This window comes from Pseudomonas caspiana, assembly GCF_040224095.2.
In the GTDB taxonomy this organism is placed as follows: domain Bacteria; phylum Pseudomonadota; class Gammaproteobacteria; order Pseudomonadales; family Pseudomonadaceae; genus Aquipseudomonas; species Aquipseudomonas caspiana.
In genome coordinates this window covers 1,621,929-1,642,625 of record NZ_CP167995.1, presented here as the reverse complement: position 1 = coordinate 1,642,625, position 20,697 = coordinate 1,621,929, and the positions used below count along the sequence as shown (strand labels likewise).

The 20,697-nt window shown below is 60.0% G+C and carries 17 protein-coding genes; 13 read left to right on the top strand and 4 right to left on the bottom strand.

What is annotated here, in order from left to right:
* Positions 1 to 805: 805 nt before the first annotated feature.
* From ABRP31_RS07420 to ABRP31_RS07405, 4 genes are all read right to left on the bottom strand, one after another.
* Complete coding sequence (locus ABRP31_RS07420) at positions 806 to 1,360, bottom strand: Soluble lytic murein transglycosylase (protein ID WP_349971799.1); 555 nt, start codon at positions 1,358 to 1,360, stop codon at positions 806 to 808.
* Positions 1,361 to 1,489: 129 nt separating this feature from the next.
* The gene (locus ABRP31_RS07415; protein WP_144443298.1) at positions 1,490 to 1,909 is read right to left on the bottom strand and encodes a hypothetical protein; all 420 of its coding nucleotides are present in this window, start codon (positions 1,907 to 1,909) and stop codon (positions 1,490 to 1,492) included.
* Between the two features lie 73 nt (positions 1,910 to 1,982).
* Positions 1,983 to 2,726 (bottom strand): hypothetical protein, encoded by a 744-nt coding sequence (locus ABRP31_RS07410; RefSeq protein WP_349971798.1) that lies wholly within the window; start codon positions 2,724 to 2,726, stop codon positions 1,983 to 1,985.
* Between the two features lie 228 nt (positions 2,727 to 2,954).
* Positions 2,955 to 3,500: an RNA polymerase sigma factor gene (locus ABRP31_RS07405; RefSeq protein WP_087273846.1), complete on the bottom strand. Its 546-nt coding sequence runs from the start codon at positions 3,498 to 3,500 to the stop codon at positions 2,955 to 2,957.
* 282 nt (positions 3,501 to 3,782) lie between these two features.
* On the opposite strand from ABRP31_RS07405, the gene ABRP31_RS07400 reads away from it, so the two are divergent.
* The 13 genes from ABRP31_RS07400 to ABRP31_RS07340 all read left to right on the top strand — a co-directional run bounded on the left by ABRP31_RS07400 (position 3,783) and on the right by ABRP31_RS07340 (position 20,306).
* Positions 3,783 to 4,886: a TyeA family type III secretion system gatekeeper subunit gene (locus tag ABRP31_RS07400; protein ID WP_349971797.1), complete on the top strand. Its 1,104-nt coding sequence runs from the start codon at positions 3,783 to 3,785 to the stop codon at positions 4,884 to 4,886.
* Entirely contained in the window at positions 4,883 to 6,976 is a 2,094-nt protein-coding gene (gene sctV, locus ABRP31_RS07395) for a type III secretion system export apparatus subunit SctV (protein ID WP_349971796.1), read from the top strand. Before ABRP31_RS07400 ends, sctV begins: the two co-directional genes overlap by 4 nt.
* A gap of 28 nt (positions 6,977 to 7,004) precedes the next feature.
* The gene (locus ABRP31_RS07390) at positions 7,005 to 7,925 is read left to right on the top strand and encodes an FHA domain-containing protein (RefSeq protein ID WP_349971795.1); all 921 of its coding nucleotides are present in this window, start codon (positions 7,005 to 7,007) and stop codon (positions 7,923 to 7,925) included.
* Positions 7,919 to 9,286 (top strand): FliI/YscN family ATPase, encoded by a 1,368-nt coding sequence (locus tag ABRP31_RS07385; protein WP_349971794.1) that lies wholly within the window; start codon positions 7,919 to 7,921, stop codon positions 9,284 to 9,286. Before ABRP31_RS07390 ends, ABRP31_RS07385 begins: the two co-directional genes overlap by 7 nt.
* On the top strand, positions 9,276 to 9,752 hold the full coding sequence (locus tag ABRP31_RS07380) for a hypothetical protein (RefSeq protein ID WP_087273837.1): 477 nt from the start codon (positions 9,276 to 9,278) through the stop codon (positions 9,750 to 9,752). The genes ABRP31_RS07385 and ABRP31_RS07380 overlap by 11 nt, the downstream gene beginning before the upstream one ends.
* Positions 9,749 to 10,360 (top strand): type III secretion system HrpP C-terminal domain-containing protein, encoded by a 612-nt coding sequence (locus ABRP31_RS07375; protein ID WP_349971793.1) that lies wholly within the window; start codon positions 9,749 to 9,751, stop codon positions 10,358 to 10,360. The genes ABRP31_RS07380 and ABRP31_RS07375 overlap by 4 nt, the downstream gene beginning before the upstream one ends.
* On the top strand, positions 10,357 to 11,514 hold the full coding sequence (gene sctQ, locus ABRP31_RS07370) for a type III secretion system cytoplasmic ring protein SctQ (protein WP_349971792.1): 1,158 nt from the start codon (positions 10,357 to 10,359) through the stop codon (positions 11,512 to 11,514). Before ABRP31_RS07375 ends, sctQ begins: the two co-directional genes overlap by 4 nt.
* Positions 11,511 to 12,164, top strand: a complete 654-nt coding sequence (gene sctR / locus ABRP31_RS07365; RefSeq protein ID WP_087273832.1) for a type III secretion system export apparatus subunit SctR — start codon at positions 11,511 to 11,513, stop codon at positions 12,162 to 12,164. Before sctQ ends, sctR begins: the two co-directional genes overlap by 4 nt.
* Positions 12,165 to 12,171: 7 nt before the next feature.
* A complete protein-coding gene (gene sctS, locus ABRP31_RS07360) occupies positions 12,172 to 12,435 on the top strand; it encodes a type III secretion system export apparatus subunit SctS (RefSeq protein WP_027902897.1) in 264 nt (87 codons plus the stop codon).
* Positions 12,436 to 12,437: 2 nt separating this feature from the next.
* A complete protein-coding gene (sctT, locus tag ABRP31_RS07355; protein WP_349971791.1) occupies positions 12,438 to 13,244 on the top strand; it encodes a type III secretion system export apparatus subunit SctT in 807 nt (268 codons plus the stop codon).
* Positions 13,241 to 14,329 carry a type III secretion system export apparatus subunit SctU gene (sctU, locus tag ABRP31_RS07350; protein ID WP_349971790.1) on the top strand — a complete coding sequence of 363 codons (1,089 nt, stop codon included), beginning with the start codon at positions 13,241 to 13,243 and terminating at the stop codon, positions 14,327 to 14,329. Before sctT ends, sctU begins: the two co-directional genes overlap by 4 nt.
* An 86-nt stretch (positions 14,330 to 14,415) precedes the next feature.
* Complete coding sequence (locus ABRP31_RS07345; protein ID WP_349971789.1) at positions 14,416 to 20,016, top strand: AvrE-family type 3 secretion system effector; 5,601 nt, start codon at positions 14,416 to 14,418, stop codon at positions 20,014 to 20,016.
* 77 nt (positions 20,017 to 20,093) lie between these two features.
* Positions 20,094 to 20,306 (top strand): hypothetical protein, encoded by a 213-nt coding sequence (locus ABRP31_RS07340; protein ID WP_349971788.1) that lies wholly within the window; start codon positions 20,094 to 20,096, stop codon positions 20,304 to 20,306.
* Positions 20,307 to 20,697 lie beyond the last annotated feature (391 nt).

Here is a 20,697-nt window from a genome sequence, read left to right as displayed (position 1 = left end):
ATCCAGGGATGTTTGTGTACATATCCGTTAACGCGTTAATGGCATGTATTGGTTGCGCCCTTACGGCGCCTCACTTTTGATAGAGCGCAAAAGTAAGCAAAACGCTCTTGCCCCACCACTCGGTGCCTCGCCTAGGCTCGGCATGCCCGCCCGCAGATCCTGAACCGTGGGCCGCCGCAACGGGCCATCCATGGCCCAATGCGGCTAACCCGGCATCCCTGCCGGGTTGCCCACGCTTCAGAATCTGCGTTCGGCCAGCGTGGTTTAACGGGGCGCCTCAGATCAAAATCAAAAGCGCGGCGGCCTGACAGCCGGCCTGTTTTCTTGGGTTTGCCGACATTCTGTAGGAGCTGCCGAAGGCTGCGAAGCGGTGTGTCAGACGATGTATGCGTTGGCTGTGGTGACGTCTCGCAAACAAGTTCGCTCCTACCGGTCCGAGACGATCCCGTTGTTTTCGCTCTGCTTTTGATCTGCTTTTGATCTTAGGCGCCCCGTTAAACCACGCTGGCCGCTCGCAGATTTGAAACCGTGGGTAACCCGGCAGGACGCCGGGTTAGCCGCATTGGGCCATGGATGGCCCGTTGCGGCGGCCCACGGTTTCAGATCTGCGGGCGGGCATTCCGAGCCTAGGCGAGGGACCGAGTGGTGGGGCAAGAGCGTTTTGCTTACTTTTGCGCTCCATCAAAAGTGAGGCGCCGTAAGGGCGCAACCAATAGAAGCCATTAACGCGGTAAAGGATATGCACAAAAACATCCCTACCGATGAAAAGTTGTACAGATACGCCCATGCGTTCAGCGATCAGCGATCAGCGATCAGCAACCATGCGCTTAAGTCGTTCCTGAATCTTGCTTTTATAAAGCCGCGCCGGTTCGCCACCCGCCGGACGATGGTACATACCGGCAGCGCTAACCCAGTCTCCGGTTTGCTGATAGTACTGACGCAGCAGCAACGCAGCGCTTTGCAAATTATTGATCGGGTGAAGCGCATCGCAAGGTTCGCGAAACCGGGCGCGACCTATGTAACCCCAGTTCTGCTGAGTCAGACCGATATCCACCGCATACACACCCTGCTCAGAGATTGCCTTGAGCACCGCCTGACAGGCCTCCTCGCGAGTTTCGAAACGCAGCGGCTTGCCCTTGACGTTCAGGGTCCAGGGCCATGGGTAATACCCGATGCGCAACTGCGTGTTGCTCTCGGTCTGCGCCACCGCGTAAAGCAACTGCGCCGGGACACCGGCAGCCTCGGCCACCTGCCGGTACGCGGTTGGCGGGCCTGCCCAGGCGGGATCAGCCGCCAACACGCCAAAAAATGCCAGCAGCGCACTTAACTGCCCTCTCCTCCCTCGCCGCGCCCGCGTCATGCCAACATCTGCCGGTTGCCCCGCGAATCGACAGCAACTTCATCGTTATTCAATGCGAAACCGGAAAGTCGAATACTGAGGCTGATATTCATAAAACTTCCTTGAAGGTAGATAGACAAACATCGGGCATCAGTAACGGATGTCCGGCATGTTGCGCTGGTTGAGATGCTGTTGTTGAATTCGCTGACGCAGGCGCTGTTGCTCAACGATGCGACGTTGGGCATTGCGCTGCTCATTGATTTGGTCTTGTTGTCGGCGCTGCTGAAGGTAGCGCTGCTGGTTAAGTTGTTCTTGCTGCTGGCGCTCCTGGAGGTAGCGCTGCTGGGTCCGGCGGTTATCCTGCGCTTGCTGCGCTGCCCGGCATTGCGCAACGATGGTTGCTAGCTGTCCACGCCATTTAGCTGCACCGACGTTGTCCTGATCCGCAATCGCCTGAGCCAGACGCTGGCTTGCAGCCCTGTGAGCCTGATAGCAAGCGCTGGGGGAAGGCCATGCCGCTTGCGCCAGACAAGGCATCAACACCATGACCAGGCACAGCATGATTTTCATGATCACATCTCCACTTGCGTCACCTACATCATCCTGTGTGGTCACAGCACGCGAAAACGTTGCATGTCATCGATCAGTCGATCAGGTCACGCCAGCCAGGGTCGATATCGAGCGCCAGGCCTGCATTGTGAAGGGTGTCCAGCAATTGATAGAGGGCGCTACGATCGGCGATCGGACACTGCGCGGGATAGTCGCCAACTGGATGCGGCAGGAAAAGCATGGCCGGGAAGTCATCCACCGCCAGGCCGCCCGGACGAGGCCTGATGTCTTGCTCGAGCGGCGCGATCCCGGCAGCATCGTCATCCAGCGCGGCGAGGATCATTTCAATGCGACCGGCCAGCTCGGCGCACGCAGGGTCATCGGGCTCGGGGCTGTCACCCAGGCTGCGCCTGTAGGCAGCGTTCCAGAGCTGGGTTTCCGCATAGCTGGGGCCACCGCAATCGAGCAGCGGTGCCAGCAGTAATAGCTCGTAATCACCCGCGGCACCGATCGGTTCAGCCCGTCTGGCACCCAGCGTCAAAGGCATGCTGCCTTGCCAAAGGCTCCACTGGTCCGGAGTTTCGCGCCGTGCCAGGAGCGAAAGAATGTGATTACCGATACCCAGGGTCTGCAAACTCTGTATCCCGTTGCGTTCCCCGCCCATGGCCAATACCTCACCCTCGTTAAGCATCTGGCGCATGCGAGTGTCGCTGAGCAGGGCAGCACTGACTACAAGGCTTGGGCTCTGGGGCAAGGCATTGGGCAATGGCGAGAGGTCTGGCTGACTGAAGCCCGTCGAGCTGTCGAGCTCCCACACGGGCTGTCCGTCAACCAACAATTGGATCGATCCCGATGCTCTGGCCCGTACACCGAAAACAACACGCCGACGCTCGGAAAATCGCTGGAACGCGTGTGCATGGGCGCTTGGCATGCCAGACCACGCGGCATTGCCGGCTCTCTGCAAGCACTGGTCAAGGTGATCTTGAGCCGCCCGTAATGGCACAGGCCCTACGCCGGGCTGTATTGGCCGCGGACCTCCAATCTTGAAGTTCGACATGCTCACCTCTCACGCGCGAAAACCTTCTGGCAGATTATCACGCAGCTGCGTACGGGCTCTGGACAGTCGGGAGCGGATTGTACCGATCGGCACACCCAAGACATCGGCAGCATCCTGGTAGCTGCCCTCTGTCTCGACAGTGACTTCCAGCGTGTGACGCATGACGGCTGGCAGCACGGCGATGGCTTGAACGGTGCGTTCCAGGTCTCGATAACTCTCTATGTGACCGCAAATATCCAGACTTGGCTCAGCATGCGCGAGTTGCTCTTCAAATTCGATATGCATGGGCCGACGGTAGAGCTTGCGAAAATGATTACGGATCAGGTTCAGAGCGATACCACATAGCCAGGTCTCGGGTTTGCATTGCTGCAAAAAGCGGCTTTCGGCATTCAAGGCTTCAACGAACGTTTGCTGAAGAATGTCTTCAGCGTCCTCCTGATTAATGACGCGCTTATGTATGAAGTTTTGCAGTTTCTGGAGTTGTTGTTGGGTCAACTGGGCGAAGCAGGAGGTGCCGGTCCGCGTGGGCAGTAAGCTCTGGTTCATCGCGTTCATACAGAATTATTCCCTTAGATCCTCGTCGTGAGCGCTTCACGGCGATACTAAGACTCCTATAGCGAAACCTGTGCCAGCCTTTAAAAACAACTCAACCTATTGTTTTTAAATACATTTATCGGAATCACGGAATGTTTTGTACGCAAGCTTTTGCAAGTACTCAGGAAAACCTTCGCAACATCTTGCAAATCTTCTAGATCACACGCTGACCTGTTCATCGCGTGGAACCGGATAGCGCCTGCGACCACACAGAGAAGTGTTCTCCAGACGCGTATACGGCTCATGTCCCTCGACCGCATCACTACCCAGCCGCACGCCACTGTGCATACCGCGACGCCGCAACCCGCTGCTTCCCCTGTCGCGAAAGCAGGGGCGGCGAGCGTCCATCAACACAGCGAGTCTGCGCGCCTGATGCAGCAGATGAGCGCAGCACTCGCCTCTATGAGCAAACCATTGAGCCAGCGCGAAGTGGTTTGCGGGCAGCACGCCAGCAGTCAGCCGATGAGCCTGCAACAGTTGCTTCAGGGAATGAGCAACCATGCGCCGACGCAGTTGAACACCCGGTTGAACAAAATGCGCCAGCAGCTACGGCAGCAGAAATCGGTCAAGGAAATGGTCAAGGACCAAGGCGACAATCCGCTTCGCACGCACCTGTTGCTCAGCGAAGTCGCTCACCAGGCCAAGGAACAAGGCAACGACGCAGAGGCCGAACAGGCCCAGGCGCAACTTGACGCGCTGGATGCCGAGCACGGCGAGGAGATAAAAACCGGGTTGAGTGTCACCCCGGCGCTGACCCACGCGGTGAAAGACCCGGATCTGCGCGACAACTTGCGCACCATCTACTACCAGCACCTGATCAAGAACCCATCTTTGGGCAACTTCCTGGAAGCGGTGCTGCATCTGTGTGGCGAGAAACACTTCATCAAGGGGCTGCGGGCCCTGCAGCAAGCCCTCGCCGACGATATCGCCAACCTCGCGCAATTGCCTCAGGAGGGCAAATTGCGCTCGTTGATGGAAAGCCTTGGGCGCACCACTCAGCTCAACAATCTGGTACATGGCTGCTCGGACCTGGCCAGCCGCATGGCGGCCAAAAATCCGGCCATGACCTTGAGCGGCCTGCTGTTGATGCGTCAGCTGATGCAACTGGCCAACCAGTCAATGAACGTACGCGACACCCAGCAACTCTCGGAAAAAGTCGGCGGCCCGTCGCCGACGCTGCAACTGACCTTTCTCAATGGCCTGCGTCATTTGCTTGCCGACCTGCCCAACAGTCTATGGCGCGACGACAAGAGTCGGCAGACCTCCCTGCGCAACGTCTTGCTGATCATGGACGAACTCGGGCAAAGCGAGCGCAAGGCCCTGCCAGACCGGAGTAGCCGTTTATGAATGCCGTACTCAATGGCTTGACCCGGGTGGCCATCGCCGCCTCCAAACGTTCGGAAGTTGCCGGGGCGATCATCGTCATCGGTATCGTTTTCATGTTCATTACGCCCTTGCCTACCGGGCTGGTGGACGTGCTGATCGCGGTGAATATTTGCGTGTCCTGCATACTCATCATGCTGGCAATGCAGTTACCCAGGCCGCTCGCGTTTTCGACTTTCCCCGCAGTGCTGTTGCTGACCACGATGTTTCGCCTGGCGTTGTCGATCGCCACTACCCGGCTGATCCTGCTTGAACAGGATGCCGGGCACATCGTCGAAGCCTTCGGCAACTTCGTCGTCGGCGGCAACCTCGCGGTGGGCATGGTGATCTTCCTGATCCTGACCGTCGTAAACTTCCTGGTCATCACCAAGGGCTCCGAGCGCGTTGCAGAAGTGGGTGCGCGTTTCACTCTCGACGCGATGCCTGGCAAGCAGATGTCCATCGACAGCGACCTGCGCGCCGGACTCATCAGCGTCGATCAGGCCCGTCAGCGTCGAGCGGATCTGGGCAAGGAAAGCCAGCTGTTCGGGGCCATGGATGGCGCGATGAAGTTCGTCAACGGCGACGCCATCGCCGGCCTGATCATCGTCGCGATCAACCTTATTGGCGGCATCTCGATTGGCGTGGTCCAGCATGGTATGAGCGCTGGCGACGCCATGCACCTTTACTCGGTTCTGACCATTGGCGACGGCCTGATCGCGCAAATTCCGGCGCTGCTGATCTCGGTCACCGCGGGCATGATCATCACTCGCGTACCCAATGAGGAAAGCGACGAAAGCTCCAACATCGGCGGCGACATCGCCAAACAGTTGGGCGCGCAACCGAAATCACTGGTCATTGCGGCAGTGGCCATGCTCGGTTTCGCGGCACTGCCGGGCATGCCGACCATGGTGTTCGTGATCATTTCCATCCTTATCGGCACGCTGGGCGTGTGCCTGATGCGCAGCCGCAGCCCCAAGACCCAGGCCGTCGCTGCCTACGTGCCACCAGAACAGAATGGTGACCGGGACATTCGCGAGTTCTTCCCGTGCCGCACTTTCCTGCTGCAGTTCAATCCAGGCCAGGACCAGCCGGAAATCATGGCATTGATCAGCCAGGTACGTCAGCGCCGCAACCAACTTGTGGCGCAGTTCGGCATCACCCTGCCCTCTTTCGACATCGAGTACGCCGGCCATTTGCCTGCAGACGAATTCCGCTTCCTGGTTTACGAGGTGCCCGTGATCCAGGCCACGTTCACTCAGGATTTCCTGGCCGTAGAGCGACAGCTTCTGGCTGCGGAACCGATCAACGCTCATCCTGGCAATGTCGCACGCGAAGAGGCCGACCTGCTGTGGATACCGGCCGATGATCCCACGCTGCAAGAGCCAGGATTGCACCCCAGTAACTCAACCCAACTGATCGTTGAGCGCATGTTCCGCGCCATGCAAGCCTGTGGCCCGCAATTCATCGGGCTGCAGGAAAGCAAGGCGATCCTCAGTTGGCTGGAGCGCGATCAGCCGGAACTCGCTCAAGAGATGCAGCGGGTCCTTCCTCTCGCACGCTTTTCGGCAGTGCTACAACGCCTTGCCAGCGAATGCGTGCCGCTGCGCGCGATCCGCCTGATTGCTGAAGCACTGATTGAGCACGGCCAGCACGAGCGTGAAATCGGCGCCCTGACCGACTACGTGCGCATCGCACTCAAGTCGCTGATCTTCCACCAGTACTGCGGCCCGGAAGGCTTGCAGGTCTGGCTGCTGTCGCCGGAAAGCGAGCATTTGATGCGTGACAGCCAGCGCCAGACTCAAAACGAAACTTTTTTCGCCCTGCCCGCCGAAGCCAGCCAGCAGTTGGTCGATCAATTGCGCCAGGCCTTCCCGCGTCGTTCGAAGGCAATGGCGGTTTTACTGGTCGCACAGGATCTGCGCAGCCCGTTGCGCACCTTATTGCAGGATGAATTCCATGAAATTCCCGTGCTGTCTTTCGCTGAGCTCAACAGCACGGCGCAGGTCAAGGTGCTCGGCCGCCTGGACCTGGACGATCAACTGCAAACCATCGCCGACGAAAACGCGGCATGAGTCTGCCTACCCGTTCGAGGAGTGAGTGATGTACGAACTGCGCGTATTGAACGGCTTGCACCGCGGTGCGGCCTTGCCACTGATTGGCGACCACTGGCTGGTCGGGAGTGATGAACAACACGACCTGCTGCTGCAAGACCCCGGCATTGCCCGACGCCACTGCCGTTTGACCTGCGACGGTGAAACCTGGCGCCTGGAGGCCGAAGACGGCTCGCTGTTCGACGAGCAGGGCCAGCCCTGTGACAGCCTGAATGCGCTGGCCGCCGAACAGACATTCCGGTTGGGCACTGTGCAATTGAGCATCATGCCCAGTTCAGCGCAGTGGCCAGCGGTGGTCGAACCACCGCCAGCCGGTGAGCACGCCCGGACTGACTTCCGCGACTCGACTGTCGAGCCACAAGAAACGGTAGAGCCTTCACGGCCGACCAAACGCCCGGCGCTGCACAAGCGCCTGGCCATTGCCGGGATCGTGGTTACCCTGGCGGGCAGTGCCTGGGCATTGACCACACCGGGGCCCGTGAGCCCTTCGCTTCCGGCCACGCAGCCCCGCGAGCCTGCAGCCCTGAGCGCGAAAGACACTGCCGACAAGCTGCAGATCATGCTGCGCGAGCGAGAACTGCGCGATACGGTCAGCGTGAGCACCAGCGCCGAAGGCATCGTGCTCAAAGGGTCGTTAACGCCTGAGCAGATGGCGCTTTACAAACGCATGCTGGAACGCTTCGGCCAGCAGCAGAAAAGCGAAGTGGCAGTGCTCGATCAGGTCAAGCCGTTCGGTCGCAAACTGCCCTTCGAGATTGTTCAGATCGCCAGTGGCAAACGCGCCCACGTGGTGCTGGCTGACAACCGCCGGTTGTTTCTGGGCGACGAAGTGGATGGCCTGCGCCTGACCAAAATCGACAAGGACCACGTGGAGTTCGATGGCGACGAGCACTATGAGGTGAAATGGTGAGCGCTGCGCTGGCCGAAACCATCCAGCTGGCAGAGTGGGCCGACGCCTATAGGGCACGCCTCAACACGCTCTCGCCCGTGGTGATCAGCGGACGGGTCAGCGCAGTCAACGGCATCCTGCTCGAATGCCAGATCCCGGCGGTACGCATAGGCGACCTGTGCCGCGTTTACAAAACCGGTGGCGAAGCGATGTTGGCGGAGATCGTCGGCTTCACCGAAGACTGCACGCTGCTCAGTGCCCTCGGTACACCAGAAGGCATCGAGCAAGGCGCGCGGATCGAACCGCTGGGCGTCGTCCATTCGGTGAGTGTCGATGACAGCCTGCTTGGCAGCGTGCTGGACGGTTTTGGACGACGTCTGGACGGTCAGGGCGACGGTGCGTTCGCCCTGCCCGGCGACCATCGCCCGACCCAGCCGGTAATTTGTGACGCCATTCCCCCCACACAGCGGCCCCGTATCGTCGATGCCATGCCCACCGGGCTGAGGGCCATCGACGCGGCCATTACGCTGGGTGAAGGTCAGCGCGTCGGGCTGTTCGCCGGTGCTGGCTGCGGCAAGACCACACTGCTCGCAGAGCTGGCGCGCAACATGCCGTGCGACGTGATCGTATTTGGTCTGATCGGCGAGCGCGGTCGCGAGCTGCGCGAGTTTCTCGATCACGAACTGGACGACGAACTGCGTGCCCGTTCGGTTCTGGTCTGTGCCACCTCGGACCGTTCGAGCATGGAGCGCGCCCGCGCAGCCTTCACCACCACCGCCATTGCCGAAGCCTACCGGCAACAGGGCAAGCGCGTGCTACTGCTCATCGACTCGCTGACCCGCTTTGCCCGTGCCCAACGCGAGATCGGCATTGCTGCGGGCGAACCCTTGGGACGCGGCGGCCTGCCGCCTTCGGTCTATACCCTGCTGCCGCGTCTGGTGGAGCGCGCCGGGCGTAGCGAGCAAGGCTCAATCACCGCGATCTATACCGTGCTGATCGAGCAGGACTCAATGAACGACCCGGTGGCTGACGAAGTCCGCTCGCTGATCGACGGGCACATCGTAATGTCGCGCAAGCTCGCCGAGCGCGGCCATTATCCCGCCATTGACGTGCAGGCCAGCCTCAGCCGTATCACCACCAGCGTGACCGACAAGCAACATCAGCGCGGCAATATCACCCTGCGCCGTTTACTGGCGGCCTATCAACAAGTGGAAATGCTCCTGCGTCTGGGCGAATACACCCCCGGCAACGATGCAATGACGGACTGCGCCGTGCAGCTGCACGAGCAAATCAACGAGTTTTTGCAACAGGACCTGCGTGAACCGCTGGATCTGCAAGACACCCTTGAACAACTTTATGCGTTGACATCCCATGCGCCGTAGACCGGCTGTTGAAGAAGCCGCACCGGATGCCGATCCGCAGCGCGATGCGCTGGTCGAGGTGGTGACCTTGATCACGCCGCTGCGCGAGTTACGCAAGCACAGCCTGGAGCGTCGCGTCCGTGAAGCCCGGCAACAGGCCGAGCAAATGCAGGCAGCGATTGAACAGGCCGATCAAGACTGCGCCGAAGACCTGCGCCAGCAAAAGCAGGCGCGCAAGGCGCTGGCGTTGCAGTGTGAGGGGCAAGTCATGAGCCTCAACGCTATCCAGCAGTGGCACCAGCAAGAGCAACAACTCATGGACCGACAAACCGAACTGCGCGTTTACGCCCAACGCCTGAATCTGGAACTTGACGCCCAGCACGTGCGTGTCAGCGAGGCCCAGGCTCAATTGCGCGCCAGCCAGCGCGCCCTGGAAAAGCTGGCCTGCCTGCGCGAAACCCTGGCTCTGCCACAGGAGAGGACATGAATCTCAGCAGCCCTGCACACGCTCTTTTCGATCATCACACGCCTGCCAAGCCGGAACGGCACGAGCCCCAGCGCGATACACCTCGCGACAGACCGCAAACACAAGGTGCCGCTGCGCGCCCGCAAGGCCGTAGCCCCAACGAACTTGATCGGCCTCGAGAAGCGCCGGGCCGAGACAGCGGCAAAACCCGGCACGGCGAATCAGAACGCATGGCCGACGGGCTGTTTTTCCAGCAACTGCTGGCGCCTTTGGGCGGCATGGGCGGCCAGGGGCAAGGCGGCTCACGCGGCCAGTCGTCTGCTGGCCAGGCTGATGGTATGGGTAGCGCAGGTTTCGCCGCCTGGAACCAGTTGGTTGATGACCTGACCATGCGTCTGCCCGCTGGCACCGGTCAGGCACTGCAAGCCACCCTGTTCATGCCTAACCTGGGCCGCATCGGCCTGAATGCGCGTAACCGCCCACCACGCGGTTGGGACATAGATCTGGACTGCGCGGAAGCGCATGCCGCCGAGCATTTACGCCAGAACCACCCGCGCTGCCAGGACGATCTGAGCCGCGCGCTGTGTCAGCCCGTCAACCTCAGCGTGCGTCACCGGGGGTGCGCATGAATGCCCAGGCGCTGCCGCTGCGGCGCGTCAGCCATATTCAGGCTCGCCTGTCCCGAAAGCTGGCCAGCGAGCCGTGGATGGCATTCAACATGGAGGGCCAAGCAGGCCGACTGACGCTCAAGGCCAGCCGCCGTGCACCTGAAACCGCTGCACTGCATTACTTCGACAGCGCGTTAGGGCCGCTTGGGCTCGTTGATGCTCAGCCGGTGCTCACTGCATGGTCGAGCTGCCCTGTTTTTTTGAGTGCAGACGCCGATGACGGCTGGCTATGGCCGTTATACAACGCCGGGCTGTCGGCAGAGCTGGCCGCTGTCTTGGGTACGCTGAAACCACTGCCAGCCTCTGAACCAGCACAAGCCGATTGGGTGTACTGCGAGATGACCCTGCAATTGAGTCAGGGCCGCGTCGACAGTGTGCTCGCGGTCTCTGCACCTGCGCTTGCTGATTGGCTCGACCAGCCCACATGGAACGTAAATCCACCACGGGACCACTCAGGGTTAACGCTGGCTTTCGCGCTGCGCCTGGGCAGTCTGAATCTGCCCCGGCAAACGCTCGAAACCTTGCGACCCGGTGACGTGCTGTGCCCCACCGAGGCCGACTTCGACACCGCAGGCTTGGGTGTGTTGACCCTTGGGCAGCGCCGTCTCCAGGTCCGTGTTTGTGAACATCCTGAACGGTTGCAACTGGAAGTTTTGGAAATCGAGGAGACGACGGTGGCAGACCGTGATGAGCTGGACGAACCGATTGCCGAGTACACCGACCCTTGGGCGGACGAAGACGGTTATGCCGATGAGGTCGATGCCGAAAGCGCCTTCGCTGAAGAGGCTGATCCTGATGCGGATCAGTACTACACCGAACCTGCCGGGCAGATTGACGGTGAAAACGATTACGCCGATCAGCCCCTTCAGTCGCCAGCAAACCCTACCGAAGCCTTCGCCGACCTGGCGATGCCGCTGACCCTGCGTTGCGGCCAGATACGTCTGACCCTGGGCGATCTCGCCGCCCTGGCACCCGGCGCAATCCTTGAAGTTCCCGGCGTAACGCCGGGGCTGGCCGGTCTCTATTACGGTGAGCGAAGATTGGCCCAAGGCGAACTGGTGGATGTCGAAGGCCGCCTCGGTTTGCAGATCACCCAGCTGGATGAGCGCGGATGACGCTCAATGACACTAACCCGATCATGCTGGCGCTGTTTCTCGGCGCGCTGTCCCTGCTGCCTTTCCTGTTAGTGGTGTGCACTTCATTTTTAAAAATCGCTTCGGTGCTGCTCATTACCCGCAATGCCATTGGCGTGCAGCAAGTGCCGCCGAACATGGCGCTGTATGGCATTGCGCTCGCTGCCACGCTGTTTGTCATGGCGCCGGTGTTTTCCGAAATGACTACTATTGCTCAAGAGCATCCGCTGCAACTGAATGACACCAAAGGCCTGGGTAAGAGCGCACAGGCGCTGCTCGCCCCGCTTCAGGCATTCATGAGCCACAACGTAGAGCCCGACGTGCTGACTCACCTGCATGAAAACGCCCTGCGCATGTGGCCCAAGGCGATGGCCGATGCCGCCAGCCGCGAAGATCTGCTGCTGTTGATCCCGGCCTTCGTACTGTCAGAGCTGCAGGCGGCGTTCGAGATCGGCTTTCTGATTTACATCCCGTTCATCGTCATTGACCTGATCGTCTCCAACCTGCTGCTGGCGCTGGGCATGCAAATGGTTTCGCCGATGACCATTTCCTTGCCTCTGAAAATTCTGCTCTTCGTGCTGGTCAGCGGCTGGACGCGCTTGCTCGACAGCCTCTTCTACTCCTACATGTGAGGTCGCGATGGAAGCCTTGAACCTGTTCAAACAGGGCATGATCCTGGTGGTGCTGTTGACCGCACCGCCGCTGATCGTGGCGGTCGCGGTCGGTGTGCTGACCTCGCTGGTGCAGGCACTGATGCAAGTCCAGGATCAAACCCTGCCGTTCGGCCTCAAGTTGCTCGCGGTAGGTGTGACCCTAGCGATGACCGGCCGCTGGATCGGCGTCGAGCTGATCCAACTGACCAACCTGGCGTTCAACATGATTGCCCAGACCGGTAAGGGCTGAGCATGTTCGACGCCCAGTTCGCCTACGAGCTGCTCAACGGCATCGCCTTGTCCATGGCGCGCCTTTACCCTTGCATGTTTCTGGTCCCCGCGTTTCTGTTCAAACACCTCAAAGGCCTGCCACGCTATGCCGTACTGACGGCGCTCGCGCTGATCCCCGCCCCAGGCATCGGCCAGGAGCTGAGTCAGCTGGGCAAATCATGGTCGGACATCTTCTTTCTGATATTCAAGGAAATGCTGCTCGGCACCTTGATGGGTTTGGTGCTGTACCTGCCGTTCTTTTTATTCAGTGCGGTGGGTGTATTGCTCGACAACCAGCGTGGCGCGCTGACAGGCGGCCAGCTCAACCCGGCACTGGGTGCCGACGTCACGCCGTTATCCCAGCTGTTCGAAGAAACCATGATCATGCTGTTGATGATCATTGGCGGGTTGCCTCTGCTGATGCAGGTGATCTGGGACAGCTATCAGATCTGGCCCGCAACGAGCTGGTGGCCGGCGTTGCAAGCCCAAGGCTTCGATGTCTATCTGGGAATCTTGCAGGATACCTTCACCCATTTATTGCTGTATTCCGCCCCGTTTATTGCCTTGTTGCTGATGGTCGAAGCAGCGATGGCATTGATCGGTATCTATAGCCCCCAACTGAACGTATTTATCCTCGCGATGCCGGCCAAGTGTGTGATCGGCCTGGCGTTTCTGGTGATTTACTTGCCGACCCTGATGGACCTGGGCACCGAGCGCCTTGAACTGCTCAAGGACGTGCGGCATACCCTGCTGTTGATCGTTCCCGGCCCCCGCGAACCGGCACCATGAGCGAGAAGAACCAGGACGCAACGCCCAAGCAGATTCGAGACGCACGCAAGCGCGGGCAAGTGGCTCAGAGTCAGGATCTGCCCAAGCTGCTGATCCTTGTGGTGGTCAGCGAGATCACCTTGGGCATGGCCGACGTCAGCATGGAAAAGCTGCAGGCGCTGATCAACCTGTCCATGACGCGCATGAATCAGCCCTTCCTGCGCACCGTGGGCGAAGTGGTCACTCATGGCGTCTGGCTGGTGGCCGCTTTTGCTGCATTGAGCGTCGGCGTCGCCATGCTTATGCGCCTGGTCGGGAGCTGGATGCAATTCGGCTTCCTGTTCGCCCCCGAGGCGCTGAAGCCGACCATGGAAAAGCTCAATCCGTTCAGCCACCTCAAGCAGATGTTCACCATGCGCAGCCTGGTCACGTCGTTGTCCGGCGTGGTCAAGGCCGCGATCATTGCAACCGTCATGTGGTTTATCGTCGAGCCCGCGCTGGGCACGCTGGTCAGTCTGGTGCACACCGATCTGGTGACCTTCTGGCACGCCCTGTCGACATTGTTCCATCGAATTTTGCGGGTGACTTGCGGGCTGTTGCTGGTACTCGCCGTGGCGGACTTTGCCATTCAAAAGTATTTCCACGCCAAGCAACTGCGCATGAGCATGGAAGACATCAAGCAGGAATACAAAAACTCCGAGGGCAACCCGGAGGTCAAGGGTCACCGCCGCCAACTCGCCCACGAACTGCTCAATCAAGCCCCCAAAGCACCGCCCAAGCCGGTCAAGGATGCCGACGTTTTAATCGTCAACCCGACCCATTACGCGGTCGCCCTGTATTACAAACCTGGCGAAACGGCGCTGCCCCGGATCCACTGCAAACATCTGGATGCCGGCGCTCTGGCGCTGATCGACGAAGCAAAGCGTGAACGCATTCCGGTGGTCCAGTGCGTGTGGCTCGCCCGTGTTCTGTACCGCGTGCCCGAAGGTCGCTTCATCCCGCGCGACACACTGCAGGCGGTGGCGCAGATATACGGCGTGATCAAACAACTGGACGACGAAGCCAAGCGTGAAGTCATTCAGGCGAACGATATCGACATGCTCTGACCCCAAATGCCGTCACCAGCGTTTGGGAACCGTTTCAGCGCTATGGACCACACACCAGTAACAGCCCTGAGACGAGCATTCACGGAATGATTAACTCATTACTATCGCGCCTGCATGGCCAATCCCAGAACGTCCAGCAGCCCCCTGCCGCGCCACCGCTGCACAGTCAGGGCAAAGCCCCGAAACTCAATCAGCTTCGTGATCGCCCCTCCCACGTTGGCGTCACGAACTCGCTGATCAAGGCGGGCAGCAAAGTCACCGGGATGTTTCGTGCCCGCCAGCGAGACGTCGGCAAGCATGAGCAACGCGAGTGGCACGACAACCTGATGCGCGTGCCGCGCGACGGCCAGACCTCCGACCTGCAGATGGTTAACTCCAGTTCCGCACACGCAATAACGCAAAAGCTCAACGCCGAAGGCAGCTACAAAAACATTCGCGCGCTTAATCAGCATGAGACTGGCATCGGCGTGAAGGGCTACCAGATGCAGGATCAGGACGGTCACTATCATCAGTTGCAACAAACCGATGCAGTGATCAGTGCATTGAAGTCGTCGATGCCCCAGGGAGTCAGTACGCTGGTTGCGGCGGGCAAAGGCCACCAGGCAGAAAGCAGCGGCATTTTCACCGACAAGCACAATGTCCAGCACACCTTGCACAATCGCACCCTGTACAGCTTCGACCGAACAGCACAGCGCTGGGCCCGGGCGCAGCCCTTGCAGGACAACATCTCGCGGCTGTCGCTGGATCAGCGCGGCGAGATGATCAAGTATCGCCACAAAGACGACATACGCGACCACAGCGCGATCAAGAGCCATGAGGTCCAGTTAAAGCGCGACGGCAAGATTCACCTCACCGAAGGTTCTGATCGTAAGAAAGGTGTCGAGCTCAGCCTGCTCAAGCACGATGGCACACCCATCGATGTCCAGCGCGTCGGTTTGCTCAAGCCCAGTCACACCCATGGCAGCCCGACGCTGTTTGTGCTGGATAAGGAAGGCGGGCTGCATCACAAGCTGCTCAACGATGACTGGAAGTCAAAACCCAGCATGGCGATGCAGGCGGTGAGACCTAACCTGAATCAGGCGATCGGCGACGTGGCTGCCGACAAGGCGGCGATCGAGGGCTTCATCGCGGACGCGGGTACGCTCAAGGCGGTGATACGTGACGGCGTAGGCTTGCGCCACAGTGCGCCGCTCATTCAGCCGATGACTATCCCGAATAAAGATGAGCCCACTCAATGCAGAATGGGCCCCGGCTGGCGGCTGAGCGAGCAGCTGCATCTGGTCAACCAGAACGGCCTCCCGGAACGAATCGGCGTCGACGACACACAAGTACGCCTGCACGGCGGTGCTGCGTTGGGCCTGAATAAAACCGGCGATCTGTGTGGCTGGAACGAAACCACTCAGAGCTGGGACAAGCTCCATGTCCACGGTGTCAGTCAACTGGTGCGCGGCCTCGACGAAAAACCGTATGTGATTCAGGACGGCAAACCCAAAGCCGTGGAAGCCAGCTTCGCGCAACCCAAGCTGAAGCTGGGCAACGGTGACCCGGTGGCCTTGGGACGCTCTACCGCGGCGGAGGTAGGACGAACATTGAGCGAAGACAAGGTCAGCCATTGCGCGGTGCTCGACGACAAGAATTTCGCCCTGCTCACTCAACCCGCCTCAGGTGCCCCGGCGAAGCTCAAAGCCAGCATCGACGGATTGGATATCGACATTCCCTTCCCGCGTGATGCGCAAGGCAAAGAACTGGCTGTCACCAGCGTGGCGCTTGATCAGTCTCGTCACCTGTACGTGACGGCGGGCGGCAACCTGTACCGGCTGCCCCACGATCAGTGGACCCAGAGCCATCACGGCGAGACCGCAGCTTGGAAGCCGGCCGGCCTGCAAACCAAGGCACCTTCGACGCCTGCCGCGGCTGCGGTTGCTGCTCCTGCACCGGCTCCAGTTTCGGCGACGGCGACGGCCATTGCCATGGCGACCACCACGGCGACAGCTTCTGCTACACCGGGTGATCCGGGTACGCCGCCGACGTCAAGGATAGGAAATCCAATTTCGCCAGGCATCACCGACCCGTCCAGAAAAGACGGCGCAGACGTGCTTTTGGATCAGGTCAAAACAGCTCTCTCGCCCGGTATGTCCCTGAGTGCTGCAGATCTGTCACGCGCGACTGTAAGTATCGGAAAAGTCGAGATGGGGCCAAACAAACGCCCCGTGATCGAAGCCACGCTGTCGCCTCCAGGTACGACAGATGCCAACGGCCAGACGGTTCAGCCAGAGCCGACCACCCACTCGCTGGAGCTGTCCTATGACCGCCTTGGCGCAATGGTACTGCGCCCAGCCACGGCACAGGCCAATCCTGCGGCCAACAGCCAGATGGAAAGCATGCAGGCGCGCAATCACAAGACCGCCAAAATCGGCAACGCCAACGGCTCGGCGACCACCACCATGTTTGGCTCAACCACCGACAATGTGCGTACCGGTGGCGCTAAGAATATCTTCAAGACCGCCGCCGAAGGGTTTCGCAAGATGGGCGATTCCTATCAACACCATTTCCATCCTCTGGAAACCCCCAAGGCGAATGCCAAAGAACTCAAGCAAGCATTCAATTCAGGCGAGAACATCAAGCAGAAGCTGCAGGCCGCGGGCAACCATGCCTTGACCTCTGGCGCGCGCGACCGTGCGGGCATGAACCCGATCTATCAAGAGTCGCTGCGGCTGTATAAGAGTTTCAGCAAAGCGAGACCCGGGGGCCCGGTGCTGGAGACAGGGATAGCACGACTGAAAAGCGATGCTGTGCCACAAACCCAAGCCGATCAGGAACAGGCGCAACTGCATAAAAACCTCAAGGCCCTGCACGAGGACATCGAGGACAGCAGCTACCAGGCCATCGTCCGTCTGGGCCAGATTCATGGTCTGCTCGATGAGCGCGGTAACGCCTTGAAACCGCCGGTGCCCAATGCCCGAGCCAGCGGCGCAGTCAGCGTCATGGGCGATGCCCTGCGCACCAGCGGACTTGGTCCCACCAGCAAGGCGCGGACCAAACTCGATGAGTTGACGAACCTGGGCCTGACGCTGCCAACCCGCCAACAAGAACCGAATCTGGACAACACGGGCCGCAACAAGAGTCCGAGCAGCCTGCTGGAAGATCGCGTGCTGCTGGATGCACAGACATTGCATCAAATGGGCGACTTGCTGGGACGACTGGGACCGGTGCCAAAGGACGGCATCATCACCAGCGCCAAGGCAAACGCCAGGCCCGGCAGCAGCACGACTCTGGATCAGTTGCAGGGCCTGCGCATGGCCTATGAAAACAGCGATATCAAACTGTTCAGCGACAACGGCATCGTCAGCCATCGCGAGCTGGAAAAACTGCATCAGGCCCGCGATACCGTCGCCCGTGAACTCACCGGTCGGCACGGCCTGAATTACAACACCACACGCTCGTTCTCTGACGATTTGCGCGCCATCGGTGATCATTTCGGCAACCTGCAGGTTGGCGATGCGACCTCACTGCTGCGCAGCAAGGGGGCGACCCTGACAACACCTGCGATGTTCGTCCCGTTGACCCCGGATGGCGGTGGTATCTATTTCAACTTTGGCGCGGGGCGTGAACACGGGATCAGCCTGGAAACCGAGGGAGGTGAAAGTGCAACAACGCTGGGCCTGAAAAACAGCCACAGCACCAATCAGTTCCTGAATGTCGGTTACTACCACGCCCCCTCGGCGGTTAGCGCACGCTTGTTCAGCTCCGATCCCAAGGGCAACCCGAGCAGTGGCAGCGAACTGTACAGTGCCGACGCCAGTTTCAAACTGACTCAAAGCCACGCGATAGCGGGCTGGTTAAGCGCCAGCAACGCCAGCATGGCCAACATCATGGAAAACCTGCTCGACCCGAGCGCTTCCCTGGCCGACCTGTATCGTCTGGGCCAGGACAAGGGGGGCTCGGTAGAAGCCAGCAAGGTCAATCAGCAGACGCTGGGCGCCGGTATTGGCGTCGACCTCGGACGGCTGAATCTGGGCGGTACGCTGCTGCGCAACGAAAGCGGCGGCGTGTGGAACGCCTTTCTGCGCGCAACTGCCGGGATCAACGCTGAAGCCACACTGCTGAGCAACTCCAAGACCACCGTCACCACCCACAAGGGCGAAGGCGCAGATGCTGTGGCGACGAAACGCGCCTTTGATGTGCTGCCCGCCGCCAGCGCAGGCGCCTATGCCCGAGTCGGGCTGGCCACCAACGGCGTCGTGCGGCCTGACCCGACCGCTAACAACATGGGCGTCAACAATAACGTCGCACTCGGTCAGACCGTGTTGCCTGATGCCCTCAGCGTCAGCTTCGCGCTGGACCGGGCCAAAAACGACAAATTCACCCTCAACTTCAAACCCGGCAAAGCAGTGACCACGCCTCAGTTGCACGACGTGGAAAAGTCCTTGGGCAAGGTCCTCAAAGACAAAGAGATTGCCAAGGCACTGGCAGAGCGAAAAGCCCTGCTGGCCGAGCTGGAACGCTGCGCACCCGCACCAACACAGGCCTCGGCGACCCTGCCCTCAAGACCTCTGGGAGACCGCGCGTTGCCGCCCCCCGTGCCACCTCGGCCAGCGCGAGAGCGCGTGGCTAACTTGAGCACGCTGTTACCGCGTCTGAATAACAGCATGCCCAAAAATAATGAGGTCGACGCGTTGCAGAAGGCCATCGCCAGCCTGCCTGCAGCGCCGACCCAAGAGCAGCGTAACAAAGTACTCAGCGACGCTCGCCCCCTGATTGTCGCAATGAAAGCCGATATCAAGGCGACGGAGAATTCCAAACTGCTGGAAAAAGCCAGTAAAGCCATTGAAGCAGGCGAGAAAGTCTCAGATCCGGATGCCCATCTGGCGGCACTAAAGGCCGTGGTCGACCAACTCGACAATCTGCCTCACGACAACGAGACGCTGCAAGAGCTGCGTTACAGCGTTCAGCAACTGGTCAAGAACAACAATTTGTCCAAGACCGGCGGACGCTTGCTGGCCTCTGGCGAGCATAAGTACACCAGCACAGGATTACAGCTGAACAAGGGTGGCCTGGTCGGTGACTCCGCGCCTTGGCGTGACAGAACCTCCACCCAGAATGGCAACGCGATCGCCGCCTTCATCAACAAGAGCCCGGTGCTTCAGGAAATGGCCCGCCGTGCAGAACACACAGGGCCTACGTCCATGGAAGTGACTCTGGAACTCAAGCCCAAGGTACTGGAGCGCCTGGAAAACAGCCTGAACGCGCAGGACCCGGACATTCAGAAAAAACTCGAAGATGCTTTGAGCAATGACGACAACGTGCGGATCAAGCGCTTCACCTTACTGCGCAGCGCGACTCAGACCGACGCCAAGGCGACGCCTAGCCTGCTGTTCAGCGCCAAAAGCAGTGCATCGGTCACCGACTCGGTGGTACTGGCCTCGCTGGACCTCAAGTACAGCCAGGAAGAAGAACACAGGCCAATCAGCATGACGCCAGGCGGTCTCTTGGTGAGACCGCTGGTGGACAAGCAGGTGCGTGACGACATGAGTGCCAAGGGCTATGCCATCAAAGGCTCACGCAACAAGAAGGATCTGCACAGCGAAGAAGACGCCGGCCGGGCCAAGCCAGGTGAAACCACCGTAGAGCGCGCCAGCAACAGTGCCAATACCGGCAGCGGGCCACGCAGTACAGGTGCTCTGTGATGGTCACAGGCGCCACGCAGGAAGTTATCCCTCGTTTCACCTCAACCCTGTTTTACCAACCCTGAAAGGAAAGCATCATGATCCCAGCAGTCATCGCCACCGCAGCACGCGCAGCCGCTCCAATGGCTAAAGATCTCGGTAAAGACCTGGGGGCAAATCTTGCCCAGGGCGCTGGTCAGCAACTGGCCAGCAGTGGTCTCGAAGCCGCAAAAAACCTGATCACCGGCGGGCCCAGCGGCGAACCGGTGTCCTACGCCAGCGCTAACGAGAACAAACCAGCGACTTACTAAGCCTCTCCTCTCCAGGCCGAACGTTGCTGCGATATGCGGCGCGTTCGGCGCTGCTCTGATCACCCCTATCTGTGCGCTAATCCATTGCTGCGATAACGGCTGCTTTGGGGTTGCGCTTTTACAGCGCGTCACTTTTGATAGATCCGGAAGCCGGCCCAGACAAAAGTAACCAAAACGCTCTTGCCCCATCCCTCGGCACCTCGCTGGTGCTCGGTGTACCCGCCCGCAGATCCTGAAGCGTGGGCCGCCGCAACGGGCCATCCATGGCCCAATGCGGCTAACCCGGCGTCCTGCCGGGTTGCCCACGCTTCAGAATCTGCGTTCGGCCAGCGTGATTTAACGGGGCGCCTCAGATCAAAATCAAAAGCGCTGCGGCCTGACAGCAGACCTG